Annotated in this window: 13 protein-coding genes; 2 read left to right on the top strand and 11 right to left on the bottom strand. The window is 68.2% G+C overall.

Features of this window, described 5'->3' with window-relative positions; all coding sequences use genetic code 11:
- Positions 1-53: 53 nt before the first annotated feature.
- From FSV73_RS03270 to FSV73_RS03245, 6 genes are all read right to left on the bottom strand, one after another.
- Positions 54-1,019: a FecR family protein gene (locus FSV73_RS03270; RefSeq protein WP_145003756.1), complete on the bottom strand. Its 966-nt coding sequence runs from the start codon at positions 1,017-1,019 to the stop codon at positions 54-56.
- Positions 1,016-1,540, bottom strand: coding sequence for a sigma-70 family RNA polymerase sigma factor (locus FSV73_RS03265; RefSeq protein ID WP_145003753.1), 525 nt, complete (start codon positions 1,538-1,540; stop codon positions 1,016-1,018). The genes FSV73_RS03270 and FSV73_RS03265 overlap by 4 nt, the downstream gene beginning before the upstream one ends.
- Positions 1,541-1,602: 62 nt before the next feature.
- Positions 1,603-3,006 (bottom strand): efflux transporter outer membrane subunit, encoded by a 1,404-nt coding sequence (locus FSV73_RS03260; protein ID WP_145003750.1) that lies wholly within the window; start codon positions 3,004-3,006, stop codon positions 1,603-1,605.
- A complete protein-coding gene (locus FSV73_RS03255; RefSeq protein ID WP_145003747.1) occupies positions 3,003-4,949 on the bottom strand; it encodes a MacB family efflux pump subunit in 1,947 nt (648 codons plus the stop codon). The genes FSV73_RS03260 and FSV73_RS03255 overlap by 4 nt, the downstream gene beginning before the upstream one ends.
- Positions 4,946-6,109 carry an efflux RND transporter periplasmic adaptor subunit gene (locus FSV73_RS03250; protein WP_145003744.1) on the bottom strand — a complete coding sequence of 388 codons (1,164 nt, stop codon included), beginning with the start codon at positions 6,107-6,109 and terminating at the stop codon, positions 4,946-4,948. The genes FSV73_RS03255 and FSV73_RS03250 overlap by 4 nt, the downstream gene beginning before the upstream one ends.
- A 57-nt stretch (positions 6,110-6,166) precedes the next feature.
- The gene (locus FSV73_RS03245) at positions 6,167-7,144 is read right to left on the bottom strand and encodes a FecR family protein (RefSeq protein ID WP_145003741.1); all 978 of its coding nucleotides are present in this window, start codon (positions 7,142-7,144) and stop codon (positions 6,167-6,169) included.
- Positions 7,145-7,296: 152 nt separating this feature from the next.
- On the opposite strand from FSV73_RS03245, the gene pvdQ reads away from it, so the two are divergent.
- Both pvdQ and azu read left to right on the top strand, forming a co-directional pair.
- Positions 7,297-9,582, top strand: coding sequence for a bifunctional acylase PvdQ (gene pvdQ / locus FSV73_RS03240; protein WP_145003738.1), 2,286 nt, complete (start codon positions 7,297-7,299; stop codon positions 9,580-9,582).
- Positions 9,583-9,596: 14 nt separating this feature from the next.
- A complete protein-coding gene (gene azu / locus FSV73_RS03235; protein ID WP_145003735.1) occupies positions 9,597-10,046 on the top strand; it encodes an azurin in 450 nt (149 codons plus the stop codon).
- Positions 10,047-10,145: 99 nt separating this feature from the next.
- On the opposite strand, the gene FSV73_RS03230 is transcribed toward azu, so the two are convergent.
- From FSV73_RS03230 to FSV73_RS03210, 5 genes are all read right to left on the bottom strand, one after another.
- Positions 10,146-11,771, bottom strand: a complete 1,626-nt coding sequence (locus tag FSV73_RS03230; protein ID WP_145003732.1) for a methyl-accepting chemotaxis protein — start codon at positions 11,769-11,771, stop codon at positions 10,146-10,148.
- A 399-nt stretch (positions 11,772-12,170) separates the two neighbouring features.
- Positions 12,171-15,170, bottom strand: coding sequence for a CheR family methyltransferase (locus FSV73_RS03225; protein ID WP_145003729.1), 3,000 nt, complete (start codon positions 15,168-15,170; stop codon positions 12,171-12,173).
- A 141-nt stretch (positions 15,171-15,311) separates the two neighbouring features.
- Entirely contained in the window at positions 15,312-18,317 is a 3,006-nt protein-coding gene (locus tag FSV73_RS03220; protein ID WP_145003726.1) for an efflux RND transporter permease subunit, read from the bottom strand.
- 3 nt (positions 18,318-18,320) lie between these two features.
- Entirely contained in the window at positions 18,321-19,418 is a 1,098-nt protein-coding gene (locus FSV73_RS03215; protein WP_145003723.1) for an efflux RND transporter periplasmic adaptor subunit, read from the bottom strand.
- Between the two features lie 14 nt (positions 19,419-19,432).
- Positions 19,433-20,218, bottom strand: a complete 786-nt coding sequence (locus FSV73_RS03210) for a MipA/OmpV family protein (protein WP_145003720.1) — start codon at positions 20,216-20,218, stop codon at positions 19,433-19,435.

Raw genomic sequence — 20,218 nt, 5'->3', positions numbered from 1 at the left:
GGCGTGTGCTAACCAGGACGGATGAGCGCGCCAAAGCGGAACCGCCGGCGGCATTATTTTTTCTCGGCGAGGGTAACGCGGGTCAGCCAGGGGCCGTAGTGCTTCACGTTCAGGGGAAAACTGCGCGCCAGCAAGGTGAGGGCCGCCCTCGGGTCGTCCTGGGGAAGCACCGCGGAGATCTTGAAGGCGGCCAGGGCTTGGGCGTCGTAGCTGAGGTAGCCTGGTTGGGAGCGGGAGAGAGTCGCCAGCACCTCTGGTAGGGGGCGGTCCCAGACCACCAGTTGCCGTCGCTGCCAGGCCTGCTCCCGCGGCGTGACATCCAGGTGCTGGGGCGAGCCCGGTCCTTGGGCATCGAGGCGCAGGCGCTGGCCGGCGGCCAGGGTGACGCGGGCGCCGGTAACGGTGCTACGGATGTCGGTGCGGGACTCGAGCATGGTCACCCAGGTGGCCGAATCGCCTTGTTCGACGACGAAGCGGGTTCCCAGGGCGCGGATACTGGCGTAGGACGTCTCGACGATGAAAGGCCGGTCGCTGTCTTGGGCGACGTCGACCAGGATGTCGCCCTGGATGAGCCTCAGACGGCGTTGCTGGGTGTCGAATTCCAGATCCACCGCCGACTGGGCGTCGAGGAGCAGGCGGCTGCCGTCGGCCAGGCGCGTCTCGCGCCACTCGGCGGTAGCTGTCCTGAGGTCGGCCATTAGATAGGCAGGAGGATTGGCCTGGAGCCAGAGGGTCGTGGGTAGCAGCAGGCCCAGGGTGAGCGCCATAGCGGTGAGAGCGCGACCTCGACCGCTGTGCTCGGGCGCAAAACGTTGTGCCGCGTTCAGGGCCGCCTGGGCCGGCATGGCGGCCAGGGGCTCGAGGCGTTGCAAGGTGCGCTGCAGGCTGTCGACCGCTGCCTGGTGGCGCGGATCCTGAGCACACCATTCGCTGAAGGCTTGGTGGTGTTCAGGGGCGTCTTCCAGGCGTACGAGCCAGTCGGCCGCCCTGGCCAGGATGGCCGCTTCGTGACGGCTCATGGCGCCTCGCCCAGTTGCTGATGGCAATGCAGCAGGGCCTGCACCAGGTATTTGCGCACCATGCGGGTCGAGACGCCGAGCCGCGCGGCGATCTCCTCCTGGGCCAGCCCCTCCAGTTGCCGGAGCAGAAAGGCCGCGCGGACCCGGGGCGCCAGGCCCTGCAAGGCCGCTGCGAGCTGTTCGAGCAGCTGCAAGGCACTGGCCACGGCCTCGGCCGAGGGCATGCTGTGCCCGGCGTCCACTTGGCGCTGCAACTCCTCCAGGTAGGTGCGTTCAAGGACTTCGCGGCGGGCGCGGTCGACCAGCAGGCGGCGGGCGACGGTGCCCAGAAAGGAGCGGGGCTGCTGCAGTTCGAGTCGCTCGGGGGCGGAGAGGATGCGCAGAAAGGTGTCGTGGGTGACATCGGCGGCATGCTGTGGGCAGCCGAGGCGCTTGCGCAACCAGCCCTGGTGTTCGCGGTAGAGGTGATCGATAAGGGCGCGATCATCGTGGGAGGGAAGGGCGGGCGGTTGACTGGTCATGACCGTTATCGTCATTGATAATTGTTATCAACAATACGGGCGAGGCTCTAGGTCGGCAATCCTCAGCGAGTCTTTCCCTCCTCCCAACCCCCTCCCAATGCCTTGAAGAGCGCGACGCTGGCCTTGAGCCGCTGCAACCGCAGGGTTATGGCATCGTCCTGAGCCTGGTAGAGGCTACGCTGGGCGTCGAGCAGGGTCAGCAGGGTGTCGGCGCCGGCGCGGTAGCGGGTCTGGGCCAGGGTGAAGGCTTGCTGGGACTGCTCCAGGGCCTGCGCCTGCCAGTGCAGTTGTAGATCCAGCCCGCTGCTGTCGTTGAGCGCCCGGTCGACGTCGGCGAAGGCGTCGAGCAGGGCCTTGCGGTAGTTTTCCAGCAGCTCCTGCTGGCGTGCTTGGCTGGCCTGGTAGCCGGCCCGCAGGGCGCCGGCGTTGAAAATCGGTGCCAAGAGTGCGCCGCCCAGGTCGTAGTAGCGGTTGGCAACCAAGTCGGCCAGGTGGTCCGCGCCTACCGCCAGGTTGGCCTTGAGGGTCAGCCGCGGCAACATCAGGCTCCGCGCTACCTGGACATCGGCCTGAGCCGCCGCCAGGCGGGCTTCGGCACGGGCCACATCGGGGCGGCGGGCGAGCAGTTCACTGGGCAGGCCCGCGCCCGTTTCCGGTACCTGTAGTCGGGCGAAGTCACCGGCGGTCAGGTGCAACCGCTCCACCGGCTCGCCCAGCAGGGTGGCCAGTGTCAGCCGGGCATTGGCGGCGTCCTGCCGCAGGCTTTCGAGTCGTTGGCGCTGGCGGGCGACCAGCCCGCGCTGCTGAGCCTCTTCCAAGGGGCTGGCGGCGCCGGCGGCCTGGCGGGTGCTGACGAGCGCCAGCACCTGCTCGGCGTTGTCCAGGTTGCGCTGGGCGATGGCTGCACGCGCGTTGATGGCGCTGAGGTCGAGGTAGCTTGCGGCCACGGCAGCGACCAGGGCCAGTTCCAGGGTGTCACGGTCGAAGGCACTGGCCTGCCAGGTGGCCACGCCACTTCGCGCCCGAGCGGCCACACCGCCCCAGAAATCCACCTCATAACTGGCCGCCAGACCGAGGCTGAAGACTTCCAGGCGGCGATCATCGCGGTAGGTATCGATGCCGCTGTAGCCTGGACCGTGCAACAACCGTTCGTGGTTGCCGTTGAAGCTTGCCTGCAGGGTCGGCAAACGGTTGGCGGAGGCGACCTGCGCCTGGGCGCGCGCCTGTTCCACCCGGGCGAGGGCGGCGCCGAGATCGGGGCTATTGCGTCGGGCCCGCTCGATCAGGGGGGCCAGTGCGGGATCGGCGAAGCCCTGCCACCAGGTATCCAACCGCTCAAGTGGTGGCTGGGCGCCTGCCTGCCACTGGACGGGGGCTTCTGGGGTAGGGGGCAAGGGTGACGGTGGATTGGTGCAGGCGGTGAGCAGCAGGCACAGCGGTAGGCAGCGCGGCAGGATGGGATTCATTGGCTGGCCAGGGCAACGACGGGATCCAGGCGGGCCGCCTGGCGGGCCGGCATGAAGCCGAACAGCACCCCGGTGAGCAGGGCGCAGCCGAAAGCACCAAGCACCGCGGGAAGGGTGAAGACCAATGCCACGCCGGCCAGGTGCAGGGCAGCGCCTACGGCCAGGGCCAGGGTCAGGCCAATGAGGCCGCCGACCAGCGCCAGCAAACCGGCCTCGGTGAGGAATTGCCGGAGAATGTCGCGCTGGCGGGCACCCACGGCGACGCGAATGCCGATCTCGCGGGTGCGCTCGCGGACCGTCATCAACATCACGTTCATCACCCCGATGCCGCCCACCAGCAGGGAGATGGCGGCGATGGCGCCCAGCATCAAGGAGAGGGTGCCCTGGGTGCGCGCCTCGGCCTGGATCATGGCGGCATCGTTGGTGAGTTCGAAATCAGGACGACCGTTGTGCAGGCGCAGCATCAGCCGCTCGATGGCGGCGCCGGCGCGTTGCACCTGGCTGCCGTCGCTGGCAGCGATGATCACGTATTCCGGCTGATGGCGGCCGAACAGGCGGATGCTGGCGGCGGAGTAGGGGATGGCGATGCGATCATCGGCGTTCTGGTCGCCGGAGCTGGCACCCTTGGCGGCCAATATCCCGACTACGCGGAAGGGCACGTTCTCGATGAGGATCTGCTGGCCGATGGGATCGCGCTCCTCGAACAGGGTGCGGCGCACCCGATCGCCGATCACCGCCACGGTGGCGGCCTGGGCTTCGTCGGCCTGGCTGAAGTAGTGGCCTCGGACTACCGGCCAATTGAGGATCATGGGAAAGTCCGGGTTGTTGCCGCCCACATAGGCCTGCATGTCCTTGTTGCCATGGCGCACGATGAGTTCTGCGCCATTGACCGGCATGATCCGGCGGACCTGGGGCAGGGTCGCCAGGGCGGCTACGTCGTCCAGGGTTACTACGCCCTCGGGTGCCCGGGGCGCGGGCGATCGTCCGCCCAGGTAGATGATGTTGGAGCCGAAGGCACCCATCTGCGCCATCACTCGGCGCTTGCTGCCTTCGCCCACCGCCAGCATCACCACCACCGAGGCCACGCCGATGACGATGCCGAGCAGGGTCAGCACGGTGCGCACCCGGTTGCTCCAGAGGGTGCGCCAGGCACCGCGCAGGGCGTCGAGGCCTTCGGCGAGCAGCAGGCCGCGGGGTGCTTCCTGGCGACGCGTCGGATCTATGGCCGCACGTCCAGGCCGGCCTGCTGGCCGTGACCGGCGATCCGCGACGATCTCGCCATCGCTGATCTCGATCACCCGGGCGGCACGCTCGGCGACCTGGCGGTCGTGGGTGATGAGGATGATGACATGGCCCTCCGCAGCCAGTTCGTCGAGCAGGGCCATGACCTGCTGTCCGCTCTGGCTGTCGAGCGCCCCGGTGGGTTCGTCGGCGAGGATGATGTGTCCGCCGTTCATCAGCGCGCGGGCGATGGATACCCGTTGTTGCTGGCCGCCGGACAGTTGATGCGGTCGGTTGGCGGTACGCTCCGCCAGGCCCAGGCGTTCCAGCAGGGCGTTGGCGCGGCGACTGCGCTGGCTGGCCGAGGTGCCGGCATAGAGGGCCGGTAGCTCGACGTTTTCCTGCGCCGAGGCAGCGGGGATCAGGTGGTAGCCCTGGAAGACGAAGCCGAAGGCTTCGCGGCGCAGCCACGCCAGGGCATCGCGGTCCAGGGCAGAGACGTCCTGCCCCGCAAAACGGTAGTGGCCGCTGCTGGGGCGGTCCAGGCAGCCCAGGATGTTCATCAGGGTCGACTTGCCCGACCCGGAGGCCCCGACGATGGCGACGAATTCACCCGCGTCGATGCGCAGGGAGATACCCTTGAGCACCTCGATGCGCGGCGTCTCGCCGCCGCCATACGCCTTGCGTACGCTGTCCAGTTCGATCAGCGCTGCGCCACTCATGGCGTGGCCTCCTGGGGAGGATCCACCAGGACTCGTTCGCCCTCGACCAGACCGTTGCGAATCTGGATGCGTTGGCGATCGCTCAGGCCAACGTCCAGGCGCCGCGCTTCGGGCTTGCCATCGGTGTTCAGGACCCAGGCCAGGCGCCCACCCCGACCGTCGTCCTGGACGGCGGCAATGGGCAGGCTCGGTACCGCCATGGCCTGGTCCACCACGAAGGAGACCTGGGCGGTCATGTCGGCCATCAGGGCGCGATCCTCGTTGTCGACATCGATCAGCACGGTGTAGAGCACCACCCGGTGCTGGCCGCCCTGGCTACCGAGCGGACTGCCGCCGCCCTGGTTACTCTGCTCCAGCGGCCGGGGCGGGACAGGCAGTATCTGCCGCACCTTGCCTTCCCAGCGGCGCGGATCGCCACTCAGCAGGGTGAACCAGGTGGTCATGCCGGGCTTGATGCGCGAGATGTCGGCTTCCGAGACCTGGGCCCAGAGCGTCATCGGCGAGAGGCGGGCGATGCGCAGGATCAGCGGGGTCTGCTGCTGGGCGTTGAGGGTCTGGCCCTCACGGGCATCCACGGCCACCACGGTGCCGCTCAGGGGCGCATAGATGCGGGTGTAGCCGAGTTCGGCCTCATCGCGACGCAGTCCGGCGCGCGCCTGGCGGATCTGGGCCTCCAGGCCGCGTATTCGGGCGGCGCTGGCGTCCAGTTGTGCCTTGGCACTTTGCACGTCTTCCTCTCGCGTGGCGTTGCCGCGCGCGAGTGCCAACTGGCGGCGGTGCTGCTGGCTGGCCAGGGTCTGCAAGGCGCGCTGCTCGGCGAGTTGCGCCTGCAGGGCATCGATCTGGGCGTGACCTGCCTCGACGCGGGCGCGCTGGGTGGCCGGGTCGATTTCCACCAGCAACTGACCGGCTTCCACTTCGCTGCCCGGCTCGACGTGCAGGCGCAGGATCTGCCCGGAGGCCTGGGCACCGACGTCGACGTAGCGCCTGGGCTGCAGGGTGCCCAGGGCGGTTACCTGACTCTGGATGTCGGCACGGCTGACCACCACCGTCGGCCCGTGCTGACCGCTGCGTGGCAGCAAGGCCCAGGCGGCCAGGGCGCTTAGGGTGAGAGCCGCAGCCACGGCCACGGCGGCAAGGGGATGGCGAGAGGGCGTCATGGGTGTCCGAGGGTACCTTTCAGGCTATCCCCCTAGACGAGCGGCATGAATGCGGATTTAAGGGTTTTTCGCGGCTGGCGCACGCCGGGTGATCTTCAGCCGGCCGTCGGCCTCTGCCTGTATCGTCACCGGCAGGATCTGTGGCAGTCCCTTGACCAGGGCCGGCAGATTGCCGGTACCGAATACACCACCGACGCGCAATTGGCCGGTGGTGGCGTCTGCCAGTACCAGAGGACTATCCAGGTAGGGATTGATGAGGGGTAGTGCCTCGGCCAGCGTCAGGTCGTTGAGTACCAGCCGCCCACTGCGCCAGGCCAGGGCGGTATCCAGGTCCACCGCGCCGACCTCGGGCTCGGCCAGCCCCGCTCGGTAGCGGGCCTGGGTGCCGGGGGTGAGGATGGCATCTTCGCCATGGGCGCTGCTTGCCACCTTCACCGAGCCCTCAGCCACCGTCACCCGGACCTCATCGCCCAACTCGCGGACACTGAAGCGAGTACCGGTCACGGTGACTGTCACCTGGCCGGCTTGCACCTGGAAGGGGTGTTCCCGGTCAGGGCTGGCGTGGAAATAGGCGCTGCCCTGGCTCAGCCAGAGTTGGCGGCGGTCCTTGAAGTTGGCGAAGCTCAGGGTGGAGCGTTGATCGAGCTCCAGTTCGCTGCCATCGGGCAGGATCAGCCGACGTAGCTCGTGTTCGGCCTGGTAACGATGATAGTCGTTGGGCAGCCAGCCCAGTTCCCACCCGCCCCAGCCCGCCAGGGAGGTCCCCAGGATTACCAAGGCCACCGCCGCCAGCGGGCCGCGCCGACGTCGCCGGGTGCGCCGCGTGACCGGGCTGGCCTGCGCCGGAATCAGCCCACTGAGCTGCCAGGTGCGCTCCACCCGCTGGTATTCCTGGCGGTGCCGTGGATCCAGGGCGAGCCAGTGCTCGAAGGCCGCGCGGTCCTTGGCGGTGCAGTCGGCGTCGTGGAGCCGAATGCACCAATCGACGGCGGCGTCCGCGATGTCTTGCTCGGAAGGTCCGGCGGTAAGCGTCATGGTCGGAAAGGTCGGGTCGGCGAGGAAAGGGGGCAAGGCTAACCGGTTTCAGGGGGAAGCCGTAAAGGCCTTGTGGCTATTTTTCCGCTTCTTTACACCAGCGTTGCGCTAGAAACGCTAACCGGCTGGCCCAGTTTAAATTTTTCCAGCAAATGCTCGTTTGCTCTGCATCAAGTCGGGCTTTTGCAGGTGTCGCCTCCGTGCTTCTTTCATTTCGGTACCTCCCGCTGGCCGCGCTATTAGGCGTCGGATCCTGCTTCGCGCAAGTCGCGGCGGATCCTGAGGTAGAGATCCGCTGGACCCAGTACGGCATCCCGCACATCCGGGCGGCGGACGAGTACGGCCTCGGCTTTGGCATCGGCTACGCCTATGCCCGTGACAACGCCTGCCTGCTCCTGGACGAAGCCATGACTGCCCGCGGTGAGCGCTCGCGCTACCTGGGCGAGCAGGGGGCCAATTCGGCGGGGCTGCCTAATCTCGCGTCCGACGTCCTCTTCACCTGGGTCAACAGCGAGGCTCGGGTGCGGCGGTTCGACCAGGCGCAACCCGCTTCCCTGACCGCCCGCCTCGATGGCTATGTCGCCGGCTTCAATCGCTATGTGCGGGCGCCTGCCAGTCCGCTGGGCTGCGCCGACCAGCCGTGGCTACGACCGCTGGTGCGCGCGGATCTGCTCCGGTTGACGCGGCGCCTGCTGGTGGAGGGCGGGCTCGGCCAGTTCGGCGAGGCGTTCGCGACGGCGACCGTGCCGCTCGAAGCGGCACCAGTGCAGAAGGCCGTGGCCGATCTGCAGGCCGGCTCCCGTCGGCTGCGCCAGGAGCGCGGTAGCAACGCGGTCGCCGTCGGTAGCGACCGCGCTGCCGGGGCCCGCAGCCTGTTGTTGGCCAATCCGCATTTCCCTTGGCAGGGTGCATTGCGCTTCTATCAACTGCATCTCACCCTACCGGGGCAACTCGACGTCATGGGTGCCGCGCTGCCAGGTTTGCCACTGGTGAACATCGGTTTCAACCGGCACCTGGCCTGGACCCACACCGTGGATACCTCGGCGCATTTCACCCTCTATCGGCTTGCCCTGGATCCGCAGCGGGCACGGCATTATCAGGTCGACGGGCAGTCGCTACCCTTGCGCGAGGACCGGGTGAAGGTCGCGGTACGAGACCCCGGTGGCCAGATCAGCACCCTCGAGCGCAGCGTCTGGGTCTCGCGCTTCGGTCCGCTGATCCGGGTGCCGGGGCAGTTGGAAGAGACCGCGACCCAAGCCTGGGCGTTGCGCGACGCCAACCTGGACAACACCCGGGTGCTCGCCCAGTGGGATGCCATCAACCGCGCCGACAGCCTTGCCGCCTTGACCCGGGCGGTCGCCACCCGGCAGGGCATTCCCTGGGTCAACACCCTGGCGGCGGACGACCGTGGCCAGGTCACCTATCTCGATCTATCGGTGGTGCCCAACCTGGATGCCGCGCAGCTGCAGGCCTGCCTGCTGCCCGAGCTGGCGGCCCATGGCCTGCCGGGACTGCGCGGTGATCTCGCCGCCTGCGCCTGGCGCATCGATCCGCGGGCGCGTCAACCAGGGATCGTCCCGGCGGCCTTGCAACCGCAGCTGTCCGGCACTGGCGTCCTGCAGAACAGCAATGACAGCGCCTGGTTGACCGACCCGGCCCGCCCTTTGGACGGCTTTTCGCCGCTGGTGAGCCGCGCGGGTGAACCCCTCGGCGGTCGCACGCGCTATGCGCTGTCGCGCCTGGCTGCCATGCCACGGATCAGCGCGGCTGACCTGCGCCGACTGGTGACGGCCAATAACGTGGCCAGCCGGGATTGGGTGCTGCCGGATCTGCTGGTCTATTGTGCCCGGCCCGCCCGTGCGCCGGCGGTACGGACCGCCTGCCAGGAGCTCGCCAATTGGGACGGTACCGCCAATGTCACGGCCGGACCGGGGCTGCAGGTCTTCGTCGGCTTCATGCGGCGGCTGGCCGCGGATGCCAGCCTGTGGCGGCGTCCCTTCGACCCCGCCGATCCGCTGCACACGCCCGCCGGTATAGCGCTCGACCGCGCAGGGGCCGACGAGCGCCTGGAGCGCTGGCTGACGGAGGCGCTCGCCGAGCGGACGCCCCGGCCCTGGGGGGAGGTGCAGCGTAGCGCTGGTATTCCCATCCCCGGGGGCGATGGTCAGGTGGGCATCTACAACGCCATCCAGAGCGAGGCGCAGGGCGATCATCGCGAAGTGGTGTCGGGCAGCAGCTATATCCAGTTGGTGAGTTTCACCGCGGCCGGCCCCCAGGCGCGGGGTCTGCTGGCCTTTTCCCAGTCGAGCGATCCGCGGTCGGCGCATTTCCGCGACCAGACGCTGCTGTTCTCCCGCCAGGTCTGGCCAACGCTGCCGTTCACCGAACGCCAGATCCAGGCCGATCCTCAGCTCCAGTTACTTCGTCTCCAGCCTTGATCAAGGATTACCCCATGCTGCTCCGTATCCTCAGCCTCGCCGCCCTAACCACCTTCGCCCTGGGGGCCCAGGCCGCCTCTTGCGAGGCGACGATAGACGGCACCGACATGATGACCTACAGCGTCCAGACGCTCGAAGCCGGCCGCAATTGCCAGACCTTCACGTTGCACCTCACCCACTCGGGCAACATGCCCAAGAGCGTGATGGGGCATAACTGGGTGCTGGCCAAGGCCAGTGATGCCGAGGCGATCGATGTGGACGGCGGCAGCGCCGGGTTCGACCAGGACTATCTCAAGCCCAAGGATCCGCGGGTCATCGCCCATACCCGCCTGATCGGTGGCGGCGAAACCGACAGCGTGACCTTTTCCCTGGCCGCGTTGCAGAGCGACGAGGCCTACGAATTCTTCTGCAGCTTCCCCGGGCATCGCACCCTGATGAAGGGGGTCTTCAAGATCGTCGGCTAGGCGCCTGCCCAGTCTTTACCCGACCGATGTGGCGCTGCGGTTGGCCGACGGGGGAGGCGTTGCTGGGAGGCTGAAGAGGGATCGACGAGCCGACGTCGGCTAGATGACGAACTCAGCCACGACTTCTCTCAAACCAGCGGCGAGCCGGGAGACCTCGCCGCTCGCGCCCGAGGTCTGGCTGGCGCCGGCAGCGCTTTGATCGGAGAGGTCCTTGATACTGACCAGGCCGCGGTCGATCTCCTTGGCGACCACTGCCTGTTCTTCGGCGGCCGTGGCGATGAGCGCGTTGCGCTCGTTGATGCCACCCATGGCGCTGGCGATGGCCAGCAGGGCACCGTTGGCTTCCCGGGCGACGGCGAGGGAGTCTGCCGCCGTCTGGCTGCTGTGCTGCATGGAGGTCACGGCGTCCGACGAGTCATGCTGGATGGTGTTGATCATCGTCTCGATCTCCCGGGTCGACTGCTGGGTGCGATGGGCGAGGGCGCGCACCTCATCGGCGACCACCGCGAAGCCTCGCCCTTGATCACCTGCACGCGCCGCTTCGATGGCCGCATTGAGCGCCAACAGGTTGGTCTGCTCGGCAATGGCGCGGATGACATCGACGACGTTGCTGATGTCCTGGGCCCGGCCAGACAGCGTCTGGATCTGCCCGCTGCTTCGACCGACCTGCAGCGCGAGCTGCTCGATGGCCGCCAGCGTCGAGCCGACATGCTGCAGGCCTGCCTGGGTAAGGGCGCTGCTGTGTTGCGAGGCGCCCGCCGTTTCCTCGGCATTACGGGCGACCTCATCCACGGCGGCGCTCATTTCCGTCACCGCGGTCGCCACCTGGTTGATTTCGTCGTTCTGCCGCAGCAGTCCGCGGTTGCCGTCCTCGATCACAGCATTCATTTCTTCGGCGGCGGCGGCGAGTTGACTGGAACTGTCCGCCAGGTGAGCGACGGTGCCGCGCAAATTCTCCTGCATGCTGGCAAGCGCGGTCAGTAGGCCGGCGGCCTCGTCGCGACCCTCCACCTGAATGTCCTTGGACAGGTCCTTGCTGGCGATTCGCTGGGCGATGCGGAGGGCGTCGCCGATGGGCAGGGTGATGCTGCGGGTCAGCAGGACCGCCAGCAAGGTGGTGACGACCAGGGCTGACAGGATCAGGCCGCTGGTCCAGGCCAGTCCATGGTCGTAGATCCGACTCGCCTCGATTCCCGAGGCCGTGGCGCCCCTATCGTTCAACGCCGCGAGACTTTCGATCTGGTCCTGCAAGCGCTCTGCCGCCTCGCGCATGGCACCGTTGGCCACGGCGGCAGCACCCTGCAGATCACCGCGGCGGTGGAGGTCTTCGAAATTGTCCAGCACGGCGAGATAGCGGGAGGAGCCGGCTTGAACCGCCTGGTAGAGGCGCAGCTCTTCGTCGCTGGAAACCAGGGGAGCGTAGTCCGAGACCAAGCCGGCGAATAGGCGGCGTGAATCGTCCAGCGCCTGGTCCGTTGCCGGACGAAGCGCGGGATCGGAGGTGACGAGACCACGAACACTTTCCAGGCGAATCTTGAGCAGGGCCGAGGTCATGTGACCGGCTTGGCGGACGCTCGGCATCCAATCGGTTTCCACCTCGATTTCGGACTGCCGTAGCAGGCGCATCTGGGTCAGGGCAATGGAACCTAATGCGATTACGATTGCTACGATAATCGAAAAGGCAATGGCCGAGCGTCTACCTACAGTGAGCGTGCGCAGCAGCATGGCGTGTCCCTCGGGATAAGTCCGACCTATAGGTGGCATCGAGTGTGATGTGGGTCACACCTTATGGGGCGGCGGCTTAGCGTCGGCTTAAGACTGGCCTGGCCGCTTGGCCATTCGTCTGACGATGAGATGAAGGGAACCCGGAGCTGAGGATGGAAGTCGGTGCGGACTGCGGATCACTCCAGCTATCGCTAAGGGAGCCTAGCGTAACGTCACGGGTATCTTCGTTGGCCCGGCCCGGCCCCCGCGCTGAGCCAGGCAGGGGGGGGGCAGGATGACTTTTTGCTGGAGCCAGTGCCGGTTTTCGCCTCGGCAGCGCTTGGCCAGCGCCTGCTACCTAGCGAGGCGCCCTTAGAGTCAGCCTCCCGGTGACGGGACGTCACGCCTGACCTGCAGGGCTCAGTGGCTGGGCAGGAAGCGGGCCTTGTTGGCCTCAGCGCCTTCGTCGTCGGCTTGCAGATGCCGCCAGATGATGATGGCCGCGGTGTGGGTGAAGGCCGCGGCCAATTCCAGGTCGACGGCGTCCGGCAGTTGCGGATGCTCGAAATACATCGCCAGGGAGCCGAGGCTGTCGCCTTCCGCGGTCTTGACCGGAAAGGACCAGCAGCCACGGAAATCATAGCGGCGGGCCAGCCAGGACCAGGGCTTCCAGAGCGGCTCCTCCAGCACGTCGCGCGTGATCACGGGCTCGCCGCGGGCGACGGCGAGTCCGCAGGACAGGGAGTCCTCGGAGATGACGAAGCCCTCAACCGCCTGCGCATAGCCTTCTGCCATGCCCACCACGTGGGTCAGAGTGCCGCCTTGGGCCAGATAGAAGGCACAGCGGCGTTGGTCACCTGCCTCGGTCACCAGGGCGCGGACGAGAATGCCCAATGACTGACTCAGGCTTTCGCCTTTCATGGCGGACTGGAAGGCTTCCTTTTGTGCCGTGAGCCACTGCTGATTGCGTTTCAACTGGCGCTCGCGTTCGCGCAACGCCAGCTCCGCCTGGGTACGCAACGTGATGTCGGCGAAGGTCAGGGCGACGCCGATGAGGGCCTGATCGTCGCCGGGATCCGGGCAGATCCGCCGGAGAAACCAGCGCCCGTCGTGGGCAGACACTACCGCGGTGCGGGCTCCGCCGTCCTCCAGCACCTGGCGGATGTCGTCGAACAGCGCAGGGTCGAGAAATTTCGGCACCAGATCCTGCACCTGACGCCCGGTATCGGCCTGCCGCAAGGGCAGCAGCTCGCTCATCGCCGGGGTGAACCAGCGGATCCGCAACGTCACGTCCAGGCACAGGGTCATCACCGACCCCGAGGACAGCACCCGCCGTTGCATCTGCAACTGCTCGATATGTCCCTGCAAGGAGTCGTTGGCCTGGTTCAGGTCCTCGTTGCTCAGTTGCAGGTGTTCATTGGCGTCCTTGAGTTCGTCGTTGAGTGCCTTCAACTCTTCGTTGAGCGCCTGCAATTCTTCCCGCGAGGCTTCGAGTTCTTCCTGGGACAGGCGAATCGCCTCGCGCCAGTCCGCTTCCTCCACGTGCACGGCGTCGCTAGGAGTCGTCGCCAGGGCCGGCGACCCCGGCTCGCTGGTTTGGCGGATAAAGGACACCAGCACCTGATCGTGCTGGCCTGGGCCGTCCAGCGGCGTGAGGCGCAGGGTCACGCTCAGCCGGGGGTCGAAGCGGTCCGGCAAGCCGGCGATCAAGGAGGGTCGGCCACCGTGCAGGGCACGGGTGAGCTGGTGCCGCAGGTGTGCTACCCAGGGCTGCGGGACCAGATCGAGCAGCCGATAGCTCGGTTCTCCGGCGGGCAGGCCGAGAAAGCCCGAGGTATTGCCATACAGCCGGAGCACCTGGCCTTCGACATCGATCAGCGCCGACGGCAGCTTGAAGTGTTCCAGGGCATTGCGCTCGGCTTCGGCGGCGCGCGTCGTCCTCGCGGGTCGGACCGGGTGCGAGAGCGACCGCTGCTCGGCCAGGGAACCCGCCTTGCGATGGAGATTCCAGCGCAGGGACAGGGGCTCGAAACCGCGCCGATGCAAGGAATAGGCTTCACTCCTGCCCAGCAGCAGATAGCCACCGGGGCGCAGGGCGCCGTGCAGGACCTGGAGTACCAGGTCGATGGTCTCGGGCTCGAGGTAGATGAGCAGATTGCGGCAACTGATCAGGTCCATGGACGCGAGCGGCGGATCGAGCAACAGATCCTGGATGGCGAAGACCATGCTCTCGCGCAGGGCGCGCTTGACCCGGAAGGCACCATCCACCGCATAGAAGAATCTTTCCCGGCGCACCGGGGAGAGCGTCGCCAGCTCCGTGCCGCGATAGGCCCCGCGGCTGGCCCTGGCCAGCATTTCCGGGGCCGGCTCGGTGGCGAACAACTGGGCTTCCCTGGTATGGCCGTGAGCGCTGCGCAGCTCATCCAGCAGCATCGCCATCGAATAGGCTTCCTGGCCCGTGGAACAGGCAGGGATCCAGATGCGCAGCGGCTCGGCGTCCGTTTGCTCCAGCAGCGGCAGCAGCACCTCCTCGGCCAAGGTGTCCCAGGCCTCGGGGTCACGAAAGAACTCGGTGACGTGGACCGGGATGCCCTTGACCAGGGCCACCAGCTCGGCGGGGTCGTCCTCCAGCAGGGCGGCGTAGTCGTCGAAGGCCCAGACCCGGCGAACCTCCATGCGCTGCTGGATGCGCCAGAGCAGAGGGGACGTCTTGTAGCCGGTGAAATCGAAGGCGGCCTGGCGGCGGATCAGGTCCAGGATCTGCTTCAGGGTCTCCTCCAGCGCGGTCGGCGGCTGCGCGGCGGTCGGCCAGGCGTGGTCCGGCGCGGCGCATTCGCGTAGATAGCGGGCGATCCCCTCGACCGGCAGGGCCAACTGGTGCAGACCGCGCTGGGAGATGGCATTGGGCATGCTCTCGTAGGCGGCCGTGGCGGGGTCCTGGACGATGACCGTGCCGCCGCACTGGCGAATGTGGATGGCGCCGGCGGTGCCGTCCATACCGCTGCCGGAGAGGATCACCGTCACGGTACGGGCGGCTTCCAGGGGCGAGAGACTTTCCAGGAAGGCATCGATGGCATCCGTTCCCGGACGCCGTTGTCCGCCATCGGCGGGGCGGGTATGGAAGCGGCTATCCTCAAGGGTGAGGATAGCGTCGGGGGAGGGTAGATGGACCCTGGCGGGCCACGGGTGACTACCGCGCTCGGCCGCCTGGACCGGCATCGCCGTCCAGTGCTGGAGCAGCCCGGATAGGCCACTGGGACTGCCCGGTGGTAGGTGCTGGAGCACGATGAAGGCGAACGGCAGCTCAGCGCCCAGCGCCTCGAACAGCTGCTGGATGACGCCGATACCGCCGGCGGAGGCGCCGATCACCACGAGCGGGGGGAGCGGGACAGCCTCCGGTGGGGACTGGAGTCTGGTCATGAGGAATTCCTTGGCGGCGCGCGCGACGGGGCGCCGAAGCGAGGGGCAGCCGCACCGAAGGCGGCCGCGGATCTCTTCCAGCATAACGTGATCGGCCGCTTTCACCAGCGAAGCGGCCCGTCACCGTCCGCGGATCCCCCGCTAGCGTCGCTCGTACAGCAACCCATAGAGCACGGGAATCAGCCCCAGGGTCACCAGGGTACCCAGGGCCAGGCCGCCGATCATGCTAATCGCCATGCCAGTCCAGAGGGGACCGGCAAAGAGCATCAGGGGGATGAGGCCGAGGATGCAGGTGAGCTTGGTCATGATGATGGGTCTGAGGCGTTCGCCGGCGGCATCGAGCAGCGCGGGCGTGAGCGGCTTGCCGGTCTGCAGCTCGGTCTCGATGCGTTCGAGCAGCAACACCGCGTTGTTGACGATGATGCCGGCCAGCGACAGGAGGCCGAAGGTGGCCATGAAGCCGAATGGATGGCCGCTCAGCCAGAGCGCGAGGGCGACCCCGATGAGGATGAAGGGAATGCTGGCGACGATGATCAGTACCTTGCGCCAGGAATCGAATTGCCAGAGGAAGAGCAGCAGCATGGCGACGGCGGCCAGCGGCAGATAGCGCAGCAGGGCGTCGTTGGCCGCGGCGGAGTCTTCGATCTCGCCGCCCAGGTCCAGGCGATAGCCGGGCGGCAGCTGCAGGGTGGGTAACTGGGGCGCGAGGGTGGCGACCAGGGTGGCAGCGGTCATGCCCGGGTTGCGCGCGCTGACGGTGAGGGTCCGTTCCAGGTTTCGGCGCACCTTCACCCCGGCTTCGCTGGCCAGCTCGACCCGGGCGATCGCGGCCAGTGGCAGGGTTTCACCGCCGCCGTGGGGATAGACCAGGACACTGTCCAGCGCGGTGCCGGGCATCCGGCTGCGGGCCGCGATGTCGATGGGATACTGGCCATCGCGCAGCTGTGCGCCGACCAGTCCATCCCCGGCCAGCTGCAGCGCCTGGGCGATATCCCGGCTGTCGATACCGGCGGCACGGGCGCGGGCCTGGTCGACCTCCACCTGGAAGCGCAGCAGGCGCGGCCCCCAATCGTCCTGGATGTCGCGGGTACCGGGCACCGCGGCGAGCAGGTCTTCCAGCTGGGCGCCGAGCTGGCGCAGGACGGCCTCGTCCGGGCCGCTCAGGCGATAGACCGCCAGACCGCTTTCGGTGGTGCCCAGGGAGAAGCGCTTGGGTTGGGCGCGAACCTCGGGGTAGCGCCCTGACAGGTGGTCACCGACCCGGGCCATGACCTGTTGCAGGTCGGCGTCCGGGCGGACCGTCACGGTGAAGTAGGCCACGTTGGGACCGGGCAGCGGCGGATTCAGCCCCAGGACGATGCGGGGACCGCCGTCGGCGACGTAGCCGATGCTCTCGACGATGTCCGCCTCCGTGCCCAGCCAGCGGCTGAAATCCTGCATGAGTTCCAGGGTGCGTTGGGCCGGGGTGCCCGGTTCCAGCTGGATGGGGATCTGGAACTGTTGGCGATCCGAAGGTGGCAGGAAGTCGTAGGGCAGGCTGAGCACCTTGGCAGTGGCCAGGCTCAGGAGCAGCAGCATGGCCAGCAGGTAGGCCAGCTTGTGGCTCAGCAGGGTCTCCAGCAGCCGCCGATAGCCGCGATGCAGGGCGCTGCCGGAGGTCGGGCTGGCCTGGGTGGGGTCCGGCACCAGCCGCAGGCAGAGCAGGGGCGTCACCGTCAGGCTCAGTAGCCAGGAGCCCAGCAACGTGAGCGCCAGGACCACGGCCAGGGATCTCAGGTACTCGTTGGTACTGGTCTGGCCGAGAAAAAAGGGCGAGAAGGCCAGGATGATCACCAGCGAGGAGGTCAGCAGCGGTATGGCCAGGGTCCGGCCGGCCGCCTCGCAGGCGTCCCGCCGGGCTTCGCCGGCGCGCAGCCGCCGCTCGATGTCCTCGGCGATGACGATACCGTTGTCCACCAGCAGACCCAGGGCCAGGATCAGGGCCGCGATGGACACCGTCTGCAGCTCGATACCCAGGGCGCGCATGACCAGCAGGGTAGCCAGCACCGTCAGCGGCACGATGGCGCCGACGATGAGCCCCAGGCGCCAGCCAAGGAACAGCATCACCACGGCCATGACGATCACCATGGTCTCCATCAGCACGTGCTGCATGCGCTCCATGGCGTGGTGCACCACCTCGGGCTGGAAGGTCACCCGGTGCAGGGCGAAGCCGGTGGGCAGCGTTCCCTCGAGTGCCTTGAGCCGGTCGTGCAGCTCGGCGCCGAAGGCTTCGACGTTGCGTCCGGGCGTCATCGCGATACCCAGGACCAGGGCGCGCTCGCCGCGATAGAAGGCCGCGCTGCGCGGGGGCTCCTCCGCTGCGACGCGGATCTGCGCCAGGGCGCCCAGGGGAACGGCGGCGCCATCCGGCAGCTGGATCGGCAGCACGGCCAGCGCGGCGGGATCCGGCAGCTCGCCACTGATCGACAGGCTGAGGTCGCGCGCGCCCAGGTGGAGGGTGCCGCCACTGACCAGCAGGTTACGGGTGCGCAACTGCTCCAGCAGGGCCTGTGGCGGCAGCCGGAGACGAGCCAGCGTGGTGGCATCCAGGGCGAGCACGAGGCGTTCCTGTTGCAGACCGTAGAGGGCGATGCGTTCGACGCCGGGAAGCGCGTAGAGCGCACGGCGCAGGCGTTCCACCTCGGTACGCAGCTCGCTCGCGGAGAAGCCCGGCGCCGTCACGGCGATGGAGGCCACGGCGACGCGTCCGAAGTCGTCGTCCACGCTCGGGCCCTGGGTGCCTTCGGGCAGGCTGGGGGCGACCTCGGCCAGCTTGTTGCGCACCCGTTGCCAGAGGGCCGGCAAATCGGTGATCTCGTCCCGCGCGGTGAGCTGAAGGATGGCCTGGCCCGGTCTGAGGGTGGTGACCAGGGTCCGGAGTTCGGGCAGCTCGCGCAGCCGATCTTCCAGCGGCTTGGCCAGCAGTTCTTCCACGCGGTCGCTGGCCAGACCGGGCAGGGCGACGCTGACCAGGGCGTCGCGAACCGTCACGCTTGGCTCCTCCTGTGATGGAAAGCCGAGGAAGGCATAGAGGCCGCCCAGCAGCAGGGCCATGGCGACGAAGAACACCAGTCGCCCACGCTGCAGGGCGAAGAGGGTCAGGGACATGGCTTACTCCCCGGTCAGGACGGTGGTCGGCCGGTAGGGACGCACGTGTTCGCCCGCCCGCAGGAAGGCTGCGCCGGCCACGACGATCTGCTCGCCCTCGGCGAGGCCGCCGTCGATCAGGGCCTGGCCGTCCTGCAGACCGGCCAGGGTCACCCCGCGCGGTTTCACCTGCTGGGTGTCGGCCTGATAGACATAGACCTGGCCGGCCTTACCGGTCTGCCCTGGCAACAGGGCGCCCAGCGGAATGGCCAGGCGGCGGTCCGGCGTCTCTGGCAGGCGGACGTCCAGCAGACTGCCGCTGGGCAGGGCGGGTGCCGCGGCCTCCAGGGCGAACACCGCTTCCTGCAGCAGTCCCTGCTCCGCCCTCGGCGAGATCCCGACCAGACTCAGCGCCAGGGACGCGCCGCCGGCGCTGGGCGTGGCCTGAGCCCGGGCCCCCGGCGGGAGCCTGTCCGCCAGGCCGAGCGGGATCTGCACCACGACCTGTCGGCTACCGTCGGCCTGCAGGCCCAACAGGGGCTCGCCGGCGCTGACCAGGCGCAACGGCTCGGCCGCCCGGGTGACGACCTGGCCGGCGAAGGGGGCCACCAGGCGGGTCTGGGCCAGGGCGCGCCGCGCCAATGCCAGTTCGGCCTCGGCACCACGCTGTTGCGCCAGCGCCGTGCCCTGCGCGGCGCTGGCGGCTTCCAGCTCGGCTCTGGCGAGGTTGCCGTCGGCGAACAGCTGCTGGGCCCGTCGCTGGCCAGCCCGACGCTGCTCCAGCTCCACGCGAGCGGCCTGCAAGCGGGCGCTGGCCTGGTTCAGGCGCAGTTGGGCCGGCTCGGCGTCCTGCTCGGCGAGCAGCTGTCCGGCCTTGACCCGGGCGCCTACCTCGACCGCCATCCGCACCACCCGACCGCCATTCTCGAAGCTCAGCGCCGTACTGCGCGGCTGGCGGATGACGCCGGGTAGCACGGGGGACTGGGATTGCAGGCGACCGACCGAGGCGAGTTTCACGGTTCGCACGGGATCCGCTCCCGGAAGGGCATCGGGCGAGCAGCCGCTCAGCAAGGGGAGCAGCAGGAGCAGCGAGAAGGCTGAGGACAGGCGCGGGCCGGGCATGACGAGCTCCAGGATCAGAAACTGTAGGTCAGGGCGAGCTGGGCGGTGGTGGCGGTGGCCCGCTGGAGCAAGGGGCTGTCACGGACCTGGTCGGTGTAGTGGGTGGTGGTCAGGGTGGCCACCGAACTCCAGTGCGGGTCGAAGGTGTGCAACCAGTTCAGGGCCGCCGAATAGGCATAGAGGCCTCGATCCATCCGGGCCGGCGCGAACCCGCTGGCGCTACTCTGGGCGTCGGTGACGCCGAAGTAGGTCTGGTTGAAGCGGCGGTTGCCGGCGTGGGCGTCCAGGTCCAGGGCCAGGGTGTCGCGCTCGGTGTGTAGGCCGATGGCTTCCAGACCCAGGCGGTATCTGGTGCCCCGCTGGGCGCCGGCCAGGCGCCATTCGCCCTCGGCATTGAGGCTGAGCCAGGGGGCGAGCGCCTGGCTCAGGGTGAGATCGAACACCGTGGCGCTGTCGACCTCACCCATGCCCCTCAGGCGATCGGCGCCCGGACGCGAGGCGTTGTCGCGGTCGTCCCGGCCGAAGTCGTAGTTGAGGGCACCGCTCAGGGTCAGGCCCTGGGCCGATTGCCACTGCAGGCCGAGGCCGCGGGTGGTGTCGGCGAAGAACAGGCCGCGCTGCACGACCACCAGGGGTAACAGCTGCGGGCGGTAGTCCGCCGAGCCCATGTAACGACTCACGGCACCGGCCACTAGGCCGAGGCTGACATCGGTGTGATCGCCCCACGGCGAGACGTCGGCGGCCTGGGTGGCCAGCGGGGTCAGGCAGAGCAGGAGCGGGAACAGGGGCCGGGGATTCAT

It is taken from the genome of Pseudomonas oryzihabitans, assembly GCF_007665395.1.
Lineage (GTDB): Bacteria > Pseudomonadota > Gammaproteobacteria > Pseudomonadales > Pseudomonadaceae > Chryseomonas > Chryseomonas psychrotolerans_C.
The sequence above is the reverse complement of the archived record's forward strand: the minus strand, read 5'-3'. Positions and strand labels throughout refer to the sequence as shown.